Origin of the sequence: Aestuariirhabdus haliotis, from assembly GCF_023509475.1 — a bacterium.
Lineage (GTDB): Bacteria > Pseudomonadota > Gammaproteobacteria > Pseudomonadales > Aestuariirhabdaceae > Aestuariirhabdus > Aestuariirhabdus haliotis.
Window position 1 is genome coordinate 96,894 of record NZ_JAKSDZ010000005.1, and the last position, 17,249, is coordinate 114,142.

Genomic DNA, 17,249 nt, shown 5'->3' on the forward strand with positions numbered 1-17,249 from the left:
GGTCATGCCCACATATGCAATTGGTGACATCCAGGGCTGCTTCGAGCAGTTACAGGATTTGCTGGCGCTGATTGAGTTCAATCCGAAACATGACCGTCTCTGGGTAGCCGGAGATCTGGTCAACAGAGGGCCACAATCCCTCGAAACCCTACGCTATCTTCGCAGTCTCGGTGATCGCTGCGTCTGCGTACTGGGCAACCATGATCTGCACCTGCTGGCCGTTGCCGAAGGCATCATGCGCAATCGCAACCAGGACACCTTAACTCCAATTCTGGACGCTCCCGATCGCGACGAACTACTGCAATGGCTGAGACAATTGCCGCTGGTGCATCATTGCCCTGATCTGGGTTTTACCATGGTACATGCCGGTATTCCGCCGGGTTGGTCGCTGAAGGCATCCTTAAATCGCGCCGCAGAAGTTGAGTCCGTATTGCGCAGCGACAACTACCGGAAGCTGCTGAAAAATATGTACGGTGATGAACCCGCCTGCTGGCACAAAAACCTTAAGGGCTCACGACGCTTGCGGGTGATCATCAACTATCTGACCCGCATGCGTTTCTGCCGGCAGGACAACACCCTGGATCTCGATCAGAAAAGCGGTGCTAACAACCCGCCTCAGGGCTTTGCTCCCTGGTATCAGCACGAAAAGCGTAAATGTGCCGATCAACGCATCATTTTTGGTCATTGGGCCGCGCTGGAAGGCAAAGCCGATCATCCCAATGTATTTGCCCTGGATACCGGTTGCGTCTGGGGCGGACAATTGACCGCCCTGACCCTGGAAACCGGTGAGTTAACGTCGCTCAACTGTCCATTGCCGGAATTTCGTTAGCCGCACCCCCAGCCTCGGCAACATGGCTTCGCCAAAATAGAGAGCCAGAGCCGACACAATCATCAATGCCCCCACCACAGTCGTCAGGGTCAAGGCTTCATCGTTCAGCAAATGTCCCAACATCAAGGCAAAACAGGGCGTCATCATCGGAATCAACGACACTTGGCTAGCAGTCAAATTTCGCAATATGTAGAAATACAACACAAAGCCGATCACTGAACCAAAAAACGCCAGATAGAGAATCGCTAATACCGAACGAGCCCCCGGGATTTCCACTTCAGCAGGGCTCATCAGCGCCCAGAACACCACAAACACCGGTATCGACAATATCAAACTGCCTGTGGCTTGTTGCTGGGGGTCAACTGCCGCATCGAGCCGCTTGACCCAAACCGCACTGACACAAAACAGAGCAACCGCCGTCAAGTTGACCAACAAGGCCGGTAGCTGTCCACCGTCCAGCACCATGTCCCCGGAAAACACCACCATGAGCCCACTCAGCGCGAGCAGCAAGCTGAGTAACCGTATTCTGGTAAAGGCTTGTTCACGCAAAACCAAAGTAGCAATCACTCCGGTTATCAGGGGTGACAGCCCGAACAGAACCGACATTACTCCCGACGGCAAGGTCTGGGCGGACCAATACACCAATAACATACAGCCCCAGATACCCAGGCTCGCGGCAAAATAGCTGCGCAGCGCCTGACCGCGCCAGACCATGCGTCCACCCAGAATTTTTAATAACAACCAGGAAAGAATGGCTGCTACTCCCATACGCGCAAACACAGCATCGACAAAGTAGACCGATTCCACACTCCACTTGATACCTAATGGAGTGGTGGACCAGATCAAAACCACCCCGATGTATGCCAACAACACCTTCATTAAACTCTCTCCCTGAACTTATCGAGCATGATGCTCTCTCCTCACTACCCTATCCGTGGCAGCAATAACTTCTACGGCAACAAAAAAGGCCGCAGGAGAATCGCTGCGGCCTTTTGGAAAAACGCTGTTTACTCAGCAGTTTCGCGCCGCACGCCGCCAGCGACCCCAGACATAAATCGCCAGGAGCTGCTCTTGTAGTGCGCGTTTGAATTGGTGCTGAGTTTTCATTGCTTCAGTGTGCAGTGCATCTTCAACGGGGTCAATGCCGCTCCTGTTTTTTTCGCACCACCTTTTTCTGCACACACCACGAGAAAACAATTGCCCCAAGACCCAGGGTTGGCTTTCTCGAGCAAACTATCACCACGGGGTGGACATATCCTCTCGCTTCCTTACACTCGAGCTTCATCGATTTACAGATCCTTCCACCCGCCTTTGCCCCAACCTCAGGAGAAAGACCATCACGATGAAAACTTACCTGGTTGGAGGCGCTGTACGGGATGCCATGCTCGGCAGAGCCGTTAAGGATCGAGACTGGGTTGTGGTCGGCGGTGAAGCTGAGCATATGAAGCGTATGGGTTTTAAACCCGTGGGTCGCGATTTCCCGGTCTTCCTCCACCCCGATACTCAGGAGGAGTATGCTCTGGCTCGCACCGAACGCAAAAGCGGCCATGGCTACGGTGGGTTTGAGTTTCACGCCACCCCGGATGTCACTCTGGAGGAGGATCTCAAGCGTCGAGACCTGACCATCAATGCCATGGCGCGGGATGAATCGGGCCAGTTAATCGATCCTTACAACGGGGCCATGGATCTGGAAAATCGCTGTCTGCGTCATGTTTCAGAGGCGTTCTGCGAAGACCCGCTACGGGTTCTCCGTGTCGCCCGCTTTGCCGCTCGCTACTACCATATGGGCTTTTACGTGGCCGAAGAAACCCTCGAACTGATGCGAACAATCGGCCAATCGGGGGAACTCAACCATCTGGTACCCGAACGGGTATGGCAGGAAACCTGCTCAGCACTAGCTGAACCGGACGCCGACCATTACTTTACTACCCTGATTGACTGCGACGCCCTGCCCATTGTGCTGCCCGAAATGGCAAACGCTATCCAATCCCTGGAGCAATTTCCCCTGCGAGCATTACGACTGGCCCTACAAAATGGGTTATCAGTGGTAGAGCGCTTTGCCTGTGTATCCCTGCAAACACTCAAGGGAGATAAGGCAAGTATTGAAGTACTGCAAAAGCTATGCAAACGCTTACGCTTGCCTCAACCATACTCTGAGCTTGCTCGACTGTTAAATCAGCACCTCCCGGTGCTGCAGCAGGAAGATTGGCGAGCCGAAACCCTCTGGCCCTTGCTGGAACGGTTAGATGCCCTGCGCCGACCAGAACGCCTGCAATCATTACTCGAATGCATCGCCACTGTCTCGGACCTGCAACAACAGCCAGCATTGCCCCGGGAGGTCATGACGCTGGTGCAGCAAGCTCGTAGCATCAACGCGCAAAACCTTATGTCGCAGGGCATTCAAGGTCCCGCACTCGGTAAAGCCCTAAGAGCATTGCGCATCGAACACACCCGACTCTGGATAAACCAAACAGCAGCAGGAGACAGTCACCATGGATGAAGCACTTATTATCACCGGTGCTGGCACCCGGGTGGGATTGCATTGCGCGCTGCGTCTACACCAACAAGGTTATAAGGTGCTGGCTCATTACCATACCGAGCGCGAAGAGCTGGAGCAGTTACGTCAGCGGCAGATTCCCTGCCTGCAAGGTGACCTGTCGACGCGTGAAGGCATAGAACAGCTTGCCGAAGCCCTGGTCGACCGGTGCACATCCGTCCGCGCCCTGATTCATAATGCATCCGCCTTTGAAACCACACCGACTGATGCCACCGCAGCGACCGATCTTTTTGGCCGCTTTTACCATATCCATATGCTGGCCCCCTACCGACTTAATCAGGCATTAAGCAAGGCGCTCAACAACTGCACAGCAGAACACAGTGACATCGTCCATATCACTGATATTTTTGCCGATAACCCGAATCCGGTATTCGATATCTACTGTGCCAGTAAAGCCGGCCTGGCCAACCTCAATCTTTCCTTTGCCAAGCAATTAGCGCCAAAGGTAAAGGTCAATGCTATCGCCCCAGGCCCCATTCGCTTTAAGGCGTGGCACAGCGAAGCCGTGCAAAACAGCATTATTGAACAAACCCTGCTGAAAACCGAAGGAGGCGAAGAAGCCATATACCTTGCGGTACAGTGCTTACTGGACAACCCTTATATGACCGGTGGCACGATCAAGGTAGATGGTGGTCGCTCCATCGCCAACCTCTAACCCCCCCTCAAAGTTGAGCACGCAGGTCGGCAACCCTGGAGATCGAGGTGTCTGCCCCGACAACCAACCTGCCAGCTCGGCCGCTATCGCCCGATAATAGTTTTCCCGGATGTCGCCAGCGGACCATAATTCACCCTCCGGCATCTCTACCAGGGTATCCAGGTCCGCAGGTCGATCGATATTCTTACGATCAGGATGGGAACGATCCCGACCCAGCTGTTCCTCGAGGCCATTGGTCCATTGCTTAAGCTCTGTCACCGATAATTCCGTTTCAAGATAGAGCATAAAATTAATGAAATGGTTAGGGGTCTCCACACCATCAGGCTCGGTATGAATCAAGCTGCTGAGACTGCAACTGCCAAATCGATGCAATACCGCCCGAATGATCTGCTCGCAGTGATACCGAGGAGACAAATTGCTACCTACCCCAATCAGATAAGCAGACCGCTTAGCTGAGCTCATCACGCCCTCGCTCGCACTCGATAACCGCCATGGCCGGAGCAATCGCCTTGGGTTTGCGTATTCGAACGCCCACCCGACTAGCCGGATAGCGATTCAATAACATCTGCAAAATGCTGTCGGCCAATGCCTCGATTAATTGAAAGCGGCTTTGCTGACAAAGGTCGGTGACGTGCTCGGCTATATCGGCATAATTCAAGGCGTCGTCGAGATCATCGGAGGCGAAGGCGGCGGAGAAATCCGTAAGCAGCCACAGGTCCAGTATCAACGGCTGGGTTTGTTGCTGCTCCCAGTCATACACCCCGATGATCACCTCTACCGATAAATTGTCGATCGATACTTTATCCAAGCTACCCATGCCTAATTTGTTTTCTCCGCGTCGATATTCTGAGCACCTAAGGGTTGCAACTGATCCATTGGCCAACGCGGGCGTGGCTTATTGCCCAATGCCTCTCGCTCTCCGGCCAGCAACCTTTGACAACCGGCAAAGGCAATCATGGCACCATTATCCGTACAAAATTCAGGGCGTGCGTAAAACAGTTCCCCTTCCTGCTTGGTGGCCATAGCCCCCAGGCCTTCGCGCAATTTACGGTTTGCGCTGACACCACCGGCGATCACCAAGCGCTTAAATCCCGTCTGCTTGAGCGCACGACGGCATTTGATCACCAGCGTGTCGACCACCGCTTCTTCAAATGCTCGCGCAATATCGGCCCGGGTTTGCTCATCGCAAATCCCGCCCTCACTATGTTGGGCGACGGTGTTAAGGGTAAAGGTTTTCAGGCCACTGAAACTGAAATCGAGTCCCGGGCGATCGGTCATTGGCCGCGGAAAACGAAAACGGCCGGCGGCTCCGTGCTGAGCCAGTGCAGCAATTCGTGGGCCGCCCGGGTAATCCAGCCCCATCATTTTGGCCGCTTTATCGAAGGCTTCCCCGGCGGCGTCATCCAGCGATTCACCCAGTAAACGATATTCACCGATACCGGTCACCTCAACCAGCTGGGTATGCCCCCCGGAGACCAAAAGCGCGACAAAAGGGAACGCTGGCGGATTGTCTTCCAGCATGGGGGCCAGTAGATGTCCCTCCATATGATGCACCCCCAGCGCCGGCACCCCCCAGGTATAAGCCATGGCCTGTGCCGTACAGCTGCCGACCATCAGGGCGCCAATCAATCCAGGGCCTGCGGTGTAGGCGATAGCATCAATCGAGCCAGATGCTATTTGGGCCTCATCCAACACCCGCTGGACCAGTGGTAGCACGCGCTGGACATGATCTCTGGAAGCCAGCTCTGGAACCACGCCGCCATATTCAGCATGCATCTCGGTTTGACTGAACAGGGCATCGGCTAGCAACCCCTGATCGCTGTCATAAAGGGCGATACCTGTCTCATCGCAGGACGTCTCTATCCCCAGAACCTTCATTAAGCCCTCACTATATCTGCCATAATCCGCTCTCTGCGGCGAATCATACTGGCAAGGCGAGCTGATTGCATCCGTAGCCAGCAAAGTCCGTTATACTATTTTTACTGGCAGTGCTTTGCATTTAAGGATCAAAGACAGTAACATGCGCTGCCCTGATATGGGGATTGGTGCAATTGTCACCAATTTCACTTAATTGAAACCACATTTAATAGGAAGGTGATTAGCTAATGCCTGCGGTAAAAGTTAAAGAAAACGAGCCTTTTGACATTGCCCTGCGTCGGTTTAAGCGCTCCTGCGAGAAGGCCGGGGTTCTGGCTGAAGTTCGTCGCCGTGAGCACTACGAGAAGCCCACTACTGTGCGTAAGCGCGCTGCAGCTGCTGCTGTAAAGCGTCACGCCAAGAAGGTTTCTCGCGAGCAGAAACGTCACGTACGCTTGTACTAGTCGACTATTTGTTCCTGTCTCGATTCCGATGAGTAATAGCACCAAGCAAAGCCTGACCGAGGCTATGAAAAGCGCCATGCGAGCCAAAGACAAGGCTCGCCTGGGCGTCATTCGCATGGCTCTGTCTGAGTTCAAGCGCATCGAAGTGGATGAGCGCATTGAAGTCGATGAGGCTCGCTCTATTGCTATTCTCGACAAAATGGTCAAGCAGCGCCGCGATGCGCACGCTCAATACCAGGATGCCGGGCGAGACGATCTTGCAGAACAGGAATCCTACGAGGTTTCGGTTCTGCAAGAGTTCCTGCCCTCTCAACTGACCACCGACGAACTGCAGTCTTTGATCAACGACACCATTAAAGAGTCCGGTGCCGAATCCATGAAAGACATGGGCAAAGTCATGGGCACCCTGAAAGCCAAAGTACAGGGCCGCGCTGACATGGGCGTTGTCAGCAAAATGATCAAGGCCACCCTGGCCTAACCCCTGACACCCGCATCACTGTGATACACTGGCCTCCTGTTTTTTACGGGTAGCACACTGCCAATGGCCGGCCTGATTCCACAACCTTTTATCGACGACCTTCTTGCTCGAACCGACATCGTTGATGTGGTGGGTTCACGAGTCAAACTGCGTAAGTCCGGTAAAAATCATTCTGCCCTGTGCCCTTTCCACCAGGAAAAATCGCCATCATTTAGCGTCAACGCAGACAAGCAATTCTATTATTGCTTTGGCTGCGGCGCTGCCGGTAACGCGATCGGTTTTATCATGGAATTCGATCGCCTCGAATTTCCGGAAGCCGTGGAAGATCTGGCCAACAAGCTAGGCCTTGAAGTACCCCACGAAGCCAGCAGCCACCAAAACATTGAACAAAAGCAGCGACTCAATACACTGTACGAGTTACTGGAAAATGCCAACGATTATTTCCAACAGCAACTGCGCGAACACGATCAGCGACCACGAGCGGTCAACTACCTGAAGCAACGCCAACTCTCCGGGGCCATTGCCCGCCAGTTTGGAATCGGCTACGCACCTCCCGGCTGGGACAACCTGCAACAAGCCTTGCAAAGCCCTGAACATGGAGAAGCTGAACTGCTTGAGGTCGGGCTGCTGGTCGAGAACGAAGAAAAGAAAACCCGGTACGATCGTTTTCGGGATCGTATTATTTTCCCCATTCGCGATACCCGCGGACGTACCATCGGTTTCGGAGGGCGCGTACTGGGTGACGACAAGCCCAAATACCTGAACTCACCCGAGACACCGGTTTTCCATAAGGGACAGGAGCTTTACGGTCTTTATGAAGCTCGACAGGCCAACCGCCAACTGCAGCAACTGATCGTTGTTGAGGGTTATATGGACGTAGTGGCCCTGGCGCAACATGGCATCAATAACGCCGTCGCCACCCTTGGCACCGCAACCAGCACCGACCATATCAACCGCTTATTCAAAGTTGTTCCCGATATTGTGTTCTGCTTCGATGGCGATGCTGCCGGCCGTAAAGCCGCCTGGCGCGCCCTGGAATCCACCCTGCCAGCCATGAACGACGGCCGACAATGTCGCTTCCTGTTTCTACCCGACGGGGAAGATCCAGACAGCCTGGTTCAGCAAGAGGGAGCCAGCGGTATGCGCGAACGAATACAAAACGACGCCCTACCTCTCGACCGCTTCCTGTTTGATCAACTGAGCAAAGATCTGGACATGGAAAGCATGGATGGCTGCGCTCGCCTGACTCACCTGGCGACGCCGCTCCTGCAACAACTACCCGATGGGGCCTTTCGCAGCTTAATGTTACGAAGGCTGGCCAACCTGACCGGACTCGAAGCACAGGAACTGCGGGAACGTATCGAGGATACCCCTAAGGCACCCTCTCAAGAGCAAACCGGCCCGGTACAACAAAACACCCAGCCACCCAGGTCTTTTTCTCGCACCCCATTTAACAATCAACCCAGACAGCGGCATGACATCTCCCTTGGCAACTTAAAGCCTGTACAACAAGCCCTGTTTCTATTGCTGCGCTACCCCGAAATCGTCCATAAAACTCCCGACATCAGCCGCCTGCAATCGAGCCCCGACAGCGACAATCAAGCACTACTAAAAGTGATCGAGACATTAAAAGCCCATACAACCCCGACTCTTGGGGCCCTGCTAGGCTCTATTTATGGAACCGAAGAACTGGAACCCATACTGGCACCCGCCAAACGAAATCCAGAACTGCCAACGGATGAGCCAACGCAACTCTATAGCGATATCCTGAACAGCATTTGCCAGCAAACACAGCAGGCGGAAAACCATCAACGTATGACCAAACTGGTGAGCGATAATCAGGGCGCTTTAACCAGTGACGAAAAGCACACACTGAAGGCGCTGTTCAAGGCAAAGCGGGAAAGTTTGAACTAGCCTGACAGCTGTCAGAAAAAAATCATTCACCAATGGTTGCAAAGCGACCACTCACTCCCCATATAGTTAATCAATTCTCAAGTTTGCCCGGCACAGAGCTGGCACAAAATGCCAGATCTACGCTATAATTGCTCGCTTACCGTTTTATCAGGTAACCCCGCTTTTCGTTGTTAATAGGGTTGATATGTCCGCAAGTGCACAACAGCAGTCTCGTTTGAAAGAGCTGATCTCACGGGGCCGAGAACAAGGCTACCTTACTTACGCAGAAGTTAACGACCACCTCCCCGAGGATATCTCTGATCCCGATCAGGTAGAAGATATCATCCGCATGATCAATGACATGGGGATCAAGGTCTATGAGACGGCCCCCGATGCCGATGAGCTACTGCTAAGCGAATCTGAAACCGATGAAGTCGCTGCCGAAGAAGCAGCCGCTGCACTGGCTGCAGTTGAGCAAGAGAGCGGTCGCACCACTGACCCGGTGCGTATGTATATGCGTGAAATGGGTACCGTGGAACTGCTCACCCGCGAAGGCGAAATCGTCATCGCCAAGCGCATCGAGGAAGGTACTCGGGAAGTGATGGCCGCCCTGGCCTATTTCCCTGGCTCCGTTTCCGCCATCATTGGCGAATACGATCGCATCATCGAAGAAGAGGGGCGGATCAGCGACCTGATCAGCGGATACCTGGACGCCGACGATGTTATCCCTCCTCCTGCGGCACCTGCCAGCAGTGATGACAGCGATGATGATGACGATGAAGAGACCGACAACGGTCCAGACCCGGAAGAAACCCGCCAGCGTTTCGACGAACTTCGTAGTCTGCTGAAGAAAGCCGACGCAGCAACCAGCAAGCACGGTCGCGACAGCAAACAGGGCGAAAAAGCCCTACAGCAACTTGCTGAGCGCTTTATGCCGATCAAGCTTACTCCCCGCTTTTTCGACGATCTGGTTTTCAATGTGCGCAGCGCACTGGATACCATTCGCCGCAACGAACGCAACATCATGCAGCTGTGTGTGCGTTCTGCTCGTTTGCCACGCAAAAACTTTTTGGCCGAATTCCCTGGCAACGAAACCAACCTTGACTGGATCGATGAGCTGGTGAAAAAATTCAGCAGCCATGCCCAGGGCATCGAAAACAATCGTCAGGACATTCTGCGAAGCCAACGCCGCCTGCGCGGCATCGAAGAATTAATCTCCCTGAGCATCCCCGAGATTAAAGAGATCAATCGCCGCATGTCGATTGGTGAAGCTCGCGCTCGTCGTGCCAAGAAAGAGATGGTCGAAGCCAACCTGCGCCTGGTTATCTCTATCGCCAAGAAATACACCAACCGCGGTCTGCAATTCCTGGATCTGATCCAGGAAGGCAACATCGGCTTGATGAAAGCGGTCGACAAGTTCGAATACCGTCGAGGCTATAAGTTCTCGACCTACGCCACCTGGTGGATTCGTCAGGCCATCACCCGCTCCATTGCGGACCAGGCTCGCACCATTCGTATTCCGGTGCATATGATCGAGACCATTAACAAGCTGAATCGAATCTCACGTCAGATGCTACAGGAAATGGGTCGCGAACCTACTCCGGAAGAACTGGGTGAGCGCATGGAAATGCCTGAGGATAAAATCCGCAAGGTGCTGAAGATTGCCAAGGAGCCCATCTCCATGGAGACGCCCATCGGTGATGATGAAGATTCACATCTGGGCGACTTTATTGAAGACACCACCATACATTCGCCAGTCGATTCGGCAACCGGTGAAGGCCTGCGAGAAGCCACCAAAGATGTATTGTCCGGACTGACTGCACGCGAGGCCAAAGTGCTACGCATGCGATTCGGCATCAATATGAATACCGATCACACTCTTGAAGAGGTAGGTAAACAGTTTGATGTAACCCGTGAGCGTATTCGTCAGATCGAAGCCAAGGCTTTGCGCAAACTTCGCCATCCGACCCGTTCTGACCATCTGCGCAGCTTCCTCGACGAGTAAGCAACTCAAACGCAGCATAAAAAAGGCACCTTCGGGTGCCTTTTTTATGCTGTTAAACGCTGCACGATCGCCCGAGCTTCAGACACAGGATCACCCTCTCCCTCAACCCAGTGTATAGCATGACCCTGACGCTCCATGCGACGAAACCAGGTGTCCTGGCGTTTAGCGTACTGATGAATGGCCGCGTTTAGCTTCTGGAACAGATCGTTTCTGCTGTTGATATTACCCTGAAGAAAGTCGGCAATATAACGGTATTCCAAACCATAGTATTGCAACCGAAACCAGGGGACACCTTCAGCATGCAACCCCTCAACCTCTTCAATCATGCCCTCCTCGAAGCGCTCCTTTAAACGCCGGGTAATTCGTTGTCGCAGGACCTTTCTTGGCCAGCGAATACCCAGTAGCAAGGGAGACACCTTTGGCAGAGCTGGTAGCTGTTCGGCCAATTGACCTTCACCTTCAGCCACCTCAATCGCCCTGACCAAGCGCTTTCGATCCAGGCTGTCAGTGGTGTTGTGCAATGGTTTCAGGGCCGCAAGGCGGGCGACAAGTTCCTCCTGCCCTTTACCGGCCAACTCGCTACGCAGGGCCTGATTCTCAGGCACATGAATCAACCGATAACCCTTGATCACCGCCTCCAAATACAAACCACTGCCGCCAACCATAACCGGCCATGCCCCTTTTGAGCGTACAGCCTCAAAAGCATCGAAAAAATCTTGCTGAAACCGGTAAACATTGTACTCCTCTCCAGCGTCGACAATATCGATCAAGTGGTAGGGTACCCCAACGTATTCCTGCAGATCCTTACCACTGCCAATATCCATACCCCGATATACCTGACGCGAATCGGCAGACAGTATCTCCCCACCAAACTCACGCGCCAACTCAATACCCAGGCGGGTCTTACCCGAAGCCGTAGGCCCCAACACAACCAGCAGATCAACTTTTTGCTCCACCATCACCACACCTTAAAGGGAATCCATCGCTATTATCCCATACAACCTCAGCCAAAAACCCATTACCGTCAGACTTGCCTCTATTCGGCATTCCTCCTATGCTGCCCCCCACAGTTAGTAGATTAAGAGACCGTATAAACATGCAAGACGTTGTTATAGTTGCCGCTACCCGTACCGCCATTGGTGCCTTTGGTGGCGCTCTCTCCTCTGTGGATGCCACCGAGCTGGGTGCTGCCGTTGTTAAATCCCTGATTGATAAAAGCGGTATCGATGCCGCTCAGCTGGACGAAATCATCCTGGGTCAGGTTCTGACTGCCGGCTGCGGCCAAAACACGGCACGACAATCACTGATCAAAGCCGGCGTACCGGCTTCAGTGCCCGCCCTGACGATCAACAAGGTTTGCGGCTCCGGCCTTAAGGCACTTCATCTTGCCAGCCAGGCCATCCGCCTGGGCGATGCGGAGATGATCATCGCCGGTGGACAGGAAAACATGAGCCAGGCCCCCCACGTCTTACCAAACAGTCGAAATGGCCAGCGTATGGGCAACTGGTCGATGGTGGATACTATGATCAGCGATGGCCTGTGGGATGCCTTCAATGATTACCATATGGGTATCACCGCTGAGAATATCGTTCAAAAATACGGCTTCTCACGCGAGCAACAAGACGATTTTGCCGCCAAGTCACAGCAAAAAGCAGTTCAGGCCATCGCCGAGCAGCGCTTTTCCGATGAGATTACCCCTGTCAGCATTCCACAGCGTAAAGGCGATCCCGTTACTGTACTCACAGACGAGCAGCCTCGCCCAAACACCAGCGCAGAATCTTTGGCTAAATTGCGCCCGGCCTTTAAGAAAGATGGCACCGTAACCGCGGGCAATGCTTCTACCCTGAATGATGGCGCTGCGGCCGTATTACTCTGCAGCCGTCAAAAAGCACAGGCGCTCGGTCTCACCCCACTCGCCACCATCAGAGCCTATGCCAATGCCGGTGTTGATCCGGAAATCATGGGTACCGGCCCGATTCCCGCAACCCGCCGCTGCCTCGAGAAAGCGGGCTGGAATATCGAACAACTGGATCTGATCGAGGCTAACGAAGCCTTCGCCGCACAGGCAATGGCAGTTAATCACGATCTGGGATGGGACACCGAGAAGGTTAACGTTAATGGTGGCGCCATCGCATTGGGACATCCGATTGGCGCCTCCGGCTGCCGAATTCTTGTGACTCTGGTGCATGAGATGATTCGCCGCGACGCCAAGAAAGGCCTTGCCACACTTTGTATCGGCGGAGGCCAGGGTGTAGCGTTGGCAATCGAACGCGAATAACCCTCACCCGCATCCTGCAAAATTGCTTTTTGATTCATGCGAACGAAACTGGTCGAAAAGCAGACAATAAAAAAGAGCGCCTAGGCGCTCTTTTTTATTGTGACAAAGCGATCAGAAATTAATCTTCCTGATCAGCCTCGGCAGCAGCAACTTCCTTGATGCTCAGCTTGATGCGACCGCGATTATCCACGTCCAGCACCACAACTTTCACCTCTTCACCCTCTTTCAGGTAGTCGGTGACTTTCTCAACTCGCTCTTCTGCAATCTGGGAGATATGAACCAGACCATCTTTGCCAGGCAGAATATTGACGAAGGCACCAAAGTCTACAATACGCTCAACCTTACCGGTGTAGATCTTACCCACTTCGGCTTCAGCAGTGATGCTCATAACCATATCGACGGCAGCCTGACTGGCAGCCTTGTCGTCGGCGTAGATCTTGACGGTACCGTCGTCTTCGATATCAACGGATGCGCCGGTGGTTTCACAGATAGAACGGATGGTCGCCCCCCCCTTACCAATAACATCGCGAATCTTATCGGAATCGATCTTCAAAGCGGTCATAGCAGGGGCATTGTCGGACAACTCAGGACGAGATTCGGCCAAGACCTTATTCATTTCACCCAGGATATGCATACGCGCTTCGTTAGCCTGAGCCAATGCGATTTCCATAATCTCTTCGGTGATACCCTGAATCTTGATATCCATCTGCAAGGCCGTGATACCTTCATCGGTACCAGCTACCTTAAAGTCCATATCACCCAGGTGATCCTCATCACCCAGAATATCGGTCAGAACGGCGAACTTTTCACCCTCTTTCACCAGGCCCATCGCAATACCAGCAACCGGCGCCTTCAGAGGTACACCCGCATCCATCAAGGCCAGACTGGCACCACAGACAGAAGCCATTGAGCTTGAACCGTTGGATTCAGTAATTTCAGAAACCACACGGATGGTGTACGGGAACTCTTCTTCGGTGGGCAGCATGGCCTGAACACCACGACGAGCCAAACGGCCATGACCAATTTCACGACGACCCGGACTGCCAACACGACCGCATTCCCCTACAGAATAAGGAGGGAAGTTGTAGTGCAACATGAAGGGGTCACGCTGATCACCTTCGAGCATATCGAGACGCATGGCATCACGAGCCGTACCCAGAGTGGCGGTAACAATGGCCTGAGTCTCACCTCGGGTGAAGAGCGAAGAACCATGAGTCTTGGGCAGAACACCAGTCTCTACATTGATAGCACGAACCGTCTTGGTATCACGACCATCGATACGTGGCTCACCGTTAACAACATTCTGGCGAACGGTTGTCTTTTCCAGAGACGCAAACGCCTGCTTGACGTCATCGCCTGAGAATTGGCCTTCGGCTTCACCCGCCAACTGCTCGACAGCTGCGTCACGCACCTTGCCCAGCTCTTCGTAACGCTCAAGCTTGTTGATAATCTTGTAAGCGGCACGGATTTTTTCACCGGCGGCCAGATTAACAGCATCGAGCAGTTGCTCGTTTTGAGCTTCAGCTTGCCATTCCCAGCGAGGCTTACCCGCTTCGGCTGCCAGCTCATTCACGGCAGTGATAACCGCCTGATATTGCTGGTGTGCGAACAGAACCGCGCCAAGCATCTCATCTTCGGTCAGCTCATCCGCTTCAGATTCAACCATCAGGACAGCATCGTTAGTACCCGCAACCACCATGTCCAGCAGAGAATCCTCCAGCTGGGCAAAGCTTGGGTTGAGCATATAGCCGTCATCTTCGGTAAAGCCAACACGGGCTACACCAATCGGGCCATCAAAAGGAATACCAGAGATAGCCAGTGCGGCAGAGGTACCAATCATGGCTGCGATATCAGGGTCTTGCACCTTATCAGTAGACATCACGGTACAGGTAACCTGCACTTCGTTCATGAAGCCTTTAGGGAAAAGAGGACGGATAGGGCGATCGATCACTCGGGAAGTGAGTGTCTCACGCTCGGAAGGGCGACCTTCACGCTTGAAAAAGCTGCCAGGTATCTTACCGGCAGCATAGGTTTTTTCCTGATAGTGAACGGACAGGGGAAACCATCCACGGCTTGGGTCGGCTGTTTTGGAGCCTACCACGGTAGTCAGTACGGACAAGCCGCCCATAGTTACCATTACAGCGCCTGTTGCCTGGCGCGCGATACGACCTGTTTCCAGGGTTACGGTTTGATCACCGAATTGAAATGTTTTAGTTACCGGGTTCACGGTGTTTTCCTTCTTTCTCGGACTGTGTGTCAATGTATCTTATTTACTAGGGCATAGGCCCATCATTCATTACTTTTACTTTTGCCGCTGAGCGGCCTGCCTGTACACCCCATGTCGACCACAATTTGATTCTTTTCGGTGGCCCAACTGTCGAGGATTCCAGTACAAACAAAACACCGCTAAAGATTCCACAAGAATCAATAGCGGTGCTTGAAAAACGGAATACCCACCAAAGGGTGGGTATTCTGCCGAAAGATCATCGAGGCTTAGCGACGCAGACCTAGGCTGCTAATCAGGGCCTTGTAACGATCAACATTCTTACCCTTCAGGTAGTCCAGCAGCTTACGACGCTGGTTTACCATGCGGATCAGACCACGACGTGAGTGGTGATCCTTGTGGTGGCCTTTAAAGTGACCCTGCAGGCTCTCGATGTTGGCGGTCAGCAGAGCGACCTGTACTTCGGGAGAACCGGTATCACCTTCGGCTTGTTGATACTGTTTAACGACTTCTGCTTTCTTTTCAGCACTTAATGCCATGGTATAAAACTCCATAGAAATATGCATTGAGCAGCCTTAGCTGCGAAAAATTCAGGAATAACCGTGCATATTTACAGTTACCCTGATGCTCGCAAACCCACACAGGATCAGCGGCTGCGCGATTATAGCAAAGATATTGGCCTAGCGTACAATTAATCGGCGCGGGGCTATACGGCCATCATTATCCACTTCGCCAATACCCAAAAAGATGCGCTCGCCCTCTTCGGGCTGCTGATAGATCCGCACCCATCCATCGACTGGAGATTTGGGCACCAATACCGGCTGGCCCTGGCTAATGTAATAGGCACTGGCATCCCCAACCACCACCTCGGGCCAATTCATCACAGCCGTATCAGGAGGAATCAGCAGCGCATCCAGAGCATCATGCCCCCCCTCTTCCCGAACATCTTCAAGGGCTTCAAGAGTATAGATCTGAGCCTCTTCAAAAGGGCCCGCGCGAAAGCGTCGCAAAGCCTTTACGTAAGCCCCGCAACCCAATTCATCCCCCATATCCTGAATCAGTGAACGGATATAGGTGCCTTTACTGCAGAGCACCCTGAATTGTGCCTCACAGTCAGGGATAGAGGAGCTTGCTGCCAGTTCGTAGATGACGACTGAGCGCGCTTTACGCTCAATTTCGATACCCTCTCGGGCCAGTTTGTAAAGCGGCTTGCCATCAACTTTGAGCGCCGAATACATCGGGGGCACTTGCTGCTGAGGGCCGCGAAACTGCTGCATGACTTGCTCCAGCTGAGCCTCGGTAAAATCAGGAGCAGACACAGGAGTCAACTCGCCTTCCGCATCACCGGTATCGCTGCGGGCACCAAAACAGGCCGTAGCAATATAGCCCTTATCGGAATCGAGCAGATACTGAGAAAATTTGGTAGCCTCACCCAGACAAATGGGCAGGACACCCGTCGCCAAAGGATCGAGACTGCCCGTATGGCCCGCCTTCGCGGCCCCGTACAGGCGCTTGACTCGTTGCAGAACGGCGTTGGAAGTTTCACCCTGATGCTTATCCACCAGAACAATGCCGCTGATATTACGGCCCTTATTTCGTCGCCCCACCTTTAACTACTCCGCAGAATCGGTATCGTCTTTCGGGTGCTGACTGTCTTCCGTCATGGCCCTGTCAATCAAGGAGGAGAGATGACGACCTCGAGAGAGGCTCTCATCGTAATAAAAACTCAGTTGGGGCGTAATTCGCAACTTCACCGCTCGCGCCAACCGAGAGCGAAGAAAGCCCGCCGCCTTGTTGAGCACCTCAAGCTGCTCTTCAATGGCGTCTTTGCTCTCTTCCCCCATAAAGGTCACATGGACTCGTGCATAGGCGAGGTCACGGCTGACATCAACGCCGCTTACCGTGACCATACCAAGGCGTGGATCCTTGATCTCTTGCTGAATGGTACGGGCCAACTCTTTCTGAAGCTGGTCCGCAACACGCTGGGTACGACTGTAGTCTTTTGGCAT

Annotated in this window: 17 protein-coding genes; 8 read left to right on the plus strand and 9 right to left on the minus strand. The window is 53.4% G+C overall.

Translation table 11 applies throughout. The features are described 5' to 3' along the window. The first annotated feature begins 4 nt into the window (after positions 1–4). Complete coding sequence (locus MIB40_RS06190) at positions 5–829, plus strand: symmetrical bis(5'-nucleosyl)-tetraphosphatase (RefSeq protein ID WP_249692037.1); 825 nt, start codon at positions 5–7, stop codon at positions 827–829. Here the strand turns inward: MIB40_RS06190 and MIB40_RS06195 are convergent. After that, positions 791–1,708, minus strand: a complete 918-nt coding sequence (locus MIB40_RS06195; protein WP_249692039.1) for a DMT family transporter — start codon at positions 1,706–1,708, stop codon at positions 791–793. The genes MIB40_RS06190 and MIB40_RS06195 overlap by 39 nt on opposite strands. Positions 1,709–2,171: 463 nt before the next feature. Here MIB40_RS06195 and MIB40_RS06200 point away from each other — a divergent pair, with 463 nt between their 5' ends. Next, positions 2,172–3,329, plus strand: a complete 1,158-nt coding sequence (locus MIB40_RS06200; RefSeq protein ID WP_249692041.1) for a polynucleotide adenylyltransferase — start codon at positions 2,172–2,174, stop codon at positions 3,327–3,329. Beyond that, the gene (locus MIB40_RS06205) at positions 3,322–4,041 is read left to right on the plus strand and encodes an SDR family oxidoreductase (RefSeq protein ID WP_249692043.1); all 720 of its coding nucleotides are present in this window, start codon (positions 3,322–3,324) and stop codon (positions 4,039–4,041) included. The genes MIB40_RS06200 and MIB40_RS06205 overlap by 8 nt, the downstream gene beginning before the upstream one ends. Here the strand turns inward: MIB40_RS06205 and MIB40_RS06210 are convergent. Genes MIB40_RS06210 through tsaD form a run of 3 tightly spaced genes read right to left on the minus strand, consistent with a single transcriptional unit; the run spans position 3,970 to position 5,919 of the window. Next, positions 3,970–4,503 carry a 2-amino-4-hydroxy-6-hydroxymethyldihydropteridine diphosphokinase gene (locus MIB40_RS06210; RefSeq protein ID WP_249692046.1) on the minus strand — a complete coding sequence of 178 codons (534 nt, stop codon included), beginning with the start codon at positions 4,501–4,503 and terminating at the stop codon, positions 3,970–3,972. The genes MIB40_RS06205 and MIB40_RS06210 overlap by 72 nt on opposite strands. Then, the gene (gene folB / locus MIB40_RS06215; protein WP_249692048.1) at positions 4,490–4,849 is read right to left on the minus strand and encodes a dihydroneopterin aldolase; all 360 of its coding nucleotides are present in this window, start codon (positions 4,847–4,849) and stop codon (positions 4,490–4,492) included. The genes MIB40_RS06210 and folB overlap by 14 nt, the downstream gene beginning before the upstream one ends. Positions 4,850–4,860: 11 nt before the next feature. Then, positions 4,861–5,919: a tRNA (adenosine(37)-N6)-threonylcarbamoyltransferase complex transferase subunit TsaD gene (gene tsaD, locus MIB40_RS06220; RefSeq protein ID WP_249692050.1), complete on the minus strand. Its 1,059-nt coding sequence runs from the start codon at positions 5,917–5,919 to the stop codon at positions 4,861–4,863. Positions 5,920–6,146: 227 nt separating this feature from the next. On the opposite strand from tsaD, the gene rpsU reads away from it, so the two are divergent. The 4 genes from rpsU (at position 6,147) to rpoD (ending at position 10,738) form a co-directional block, all read left to right on the plus strand. Further along, entirely contained in the window at positions 6,147–6,362 is a 216-nt protein-coding gene (gene rpsU, locus MIB40_RS06225; protein ID WP_249692052.1) for a 30S ribosomal protein S21, read from the plus strand. Between the two features lie 28 nt (positions 6,363–6,390). Continuing rightward, positions 6,391–6,840, plus strand: coding sequence for a GatB/YqeY domain-containing protein (locus MIB40_RS06230; protein WP_249692054.1), 450 nt, complete (start codon positions 6,391–6,393; stop codon positions 6,838–6,840). Between the two features lie 63 nt (positions 6,841–6,903). Beyond that, a complete protein-coding gene (dnaG, locus tag MIB40_RS06235) occupies positions 6,904–8,754 on the plus strand; it encodes a DNA primase (protein ID WP_249692056.1) in 1,851 nt (616 codons plus the stop codon). Positions 8,755–8,938: 184 nt separating this feature from the next. Continuing rightward, a complete protein-coding gene (gene rpoD / locus MIB40_RS06240) occupies positions 8,939–10,738 on the plus strand; it encodes an RNA polymerase sigma factor RpoD (RefSeq protein WP_249692058.1) in 1,800 nt (599 codons plus the stop codon). A 44-nt stretch (positions 10,739–10,782) separates the two neighbouring features. On the opposite strand, the gene miaA is transcribed toward rpoD, so the two are convergent. Beyond that, positions 10,783–11,697, minus strand: a complete 915-nt coding sequence (gene miaA / locus MIB40_RS06245) for a tRNA (adenosine(37)-N6)-dimethylallyltransferase MiaA (protein ID WP_249692060.1) — start codon at positions 11,695–11,697, stop codon at positions 10,783–10,785. Positions 11,698–11,834: 137 nt separating this feature from the next. Here miaA and MIB40_RS06250 point away from each other — a divergent pair, with 137 nt between their 5' ends. Further along, on the plus strand, positions 11,835–13,016 hold the full coding sequence (locus tag MIB40_RS06250; protein ID WP_249692062.1) for an acetyl-CoA C-acetyltransferase: 1,182 nt from the start codon (positions 11,835–11,837) through the stop codon (positions 13,014–13,016). 118 nt (positions 13,017–13,134) lie between these two features. Here MIB40_RS06250 and pnp read toward each other — a convergent pair whose 3' ends face one another. The 4 genes from pnp to rbfA all read right to left on the minus strand — a co-directional run bounded on the left by pnp (position 13,135) and on the right by rbfA (position 17,249). Continuing rightward, positions 13,135–15,243 (minus strand): polyribonucleotide nucleotidyltransferase, encoded by a 2,109-nt coding sequence (gene pnp / locus MIB40_RS06255; protein WP_249692064.1) that lies wholly within the window; start codon positions 15,241–15,243, stop codon positions 13,135–13,137. A 266-nt stretch (positions 15,244–15,509) separates the two neighbouring features. After that, the gene (rpsO, locus tag MIB40_RS06260) at positions 15,510–15,779 is read right to left on the minus strand and encodes a 30S ribosomal protein S15 (protein ID WP_249692146.1); all 270 of its coding nucleotides are present in this window, start codon (positions 15,777–15,779) and stop codon (positions 15,510–15,512) included. Positions 15,780–15,920: 141 nt separating this feature from the next. Next, positions 15,921–16,847 (minus strand): tRNA pseudouridine(55) synthase TruB, encoded by a 927-nt coding sequence (gene truB / locus MIB40_RS06265; RefSeq protein ID WP_249692066.1) that lies wholly within the window; start codon positions 16,845–16,847, stop codon positions 15,921–15,923. Positions 16,848–16,853: 6 nt separating this feature from the next. Then, entirely contained in the window at positions 16,854–17,249 is a 396-nt protein-coding gene (gene rbfA / locus MIB40_RS06270; RefSeq protein ID WP_249692068.1) for a 30S ribosome-binding factor RbfA, read from the minus strand.

Coding starts and splice junctions, on each gene's coding strand:
- MIB40_RS06190 (WP_249692037.1), top strand. CDS start 5: ATGCCCACATATGCAATTGGTGACATCCAGGGCTGCTTCGAGCAGTTA.
- MIB40_RS06195 (WP_249692039.1), bottom strand. CDS start 1,708: ATGAAGGTGTTGTTGGCATACATCGGGGTGGTTTTGATCTGGTCCACC.
- MIB40_RS06200 (WP_249692041.1), top strand. CDS start 2,172: ATGAAAACTTACCTGGTTGGAGGCGCTGTACGGGATGCCATGCTCGGC.
- MIB40_RS06205 (WP_249692043.1), top strand. CDS start 3,322: ATGGATGAAGCACTTATTATCACCGGTGCTGGCACCCGGGTGGGATTG.
- MIB40_RS06210 (WP_249692046.1), bottom strand. CDS start 4,503: ATGAGCTCAGCTAAGCGGTCTGCTTATCTGATTGGGGTAGGTAGCAAT.
- tsaD (WP_249692050.1), bottom strand. CDS start 5,919: ATGAAGGTTCTGGGGATAGAGACGTCCTGCGATGAGACAGGTATCGCC.
- rpsU (WP_249692052.1), top strand. CDS start 6,147: ATGCCTGCGGTAAAAGTTAAAGAAAACGAGCCTTTTGACATTGCCCTG.
- MIB40_RS06230 (WP_249692054.1), top strand. CDS start 6,391: ATGAGTAATAGCACCAAGCAAAGCCTGACCGAGGCTATGAAAAGCGCC.
- dnaG (WP_249692056.1), top strand. CDS start 6,904: ATGGCCGGCCTGATTCCACAACCTTTTATCGACGACCTTCTTGCTCGA.
- rpoD (WP_249692058.1), top strand. CDS start 8,939: ATGTCCGCAAGTGCACAACAGCAGTCTCGTTTGAAAGAGCTGATCTCA.
- miaA (WP_249692060.1), bottom strand. CDS start 11,697: ATGGTGGAGCAAAAAGTTGATCTGCTGGTTGTGTTGGGGCCTACGGCT.
- MIB40_RS06250 (WP_249692062.1), top strand. CDS start 11,835: ATGCAAGACGTTGTTATAGTTGCCGCTACCCGTACCGCCATTGGTGCC.
- rpsO (WP_249692146.1), bottom strand. CDS start 15,779: ATGGCATTAAGTGCTGAAAAGAAAGCAGAAGTCGTTAAACAGTATCAA.
- rbfA (WP_249692068.1), bottom strand. CDS start 17,249: ATGCCAAAAGACTACAGTCGTACCCAGCGTGTTGCGGACCAGCTTCAG.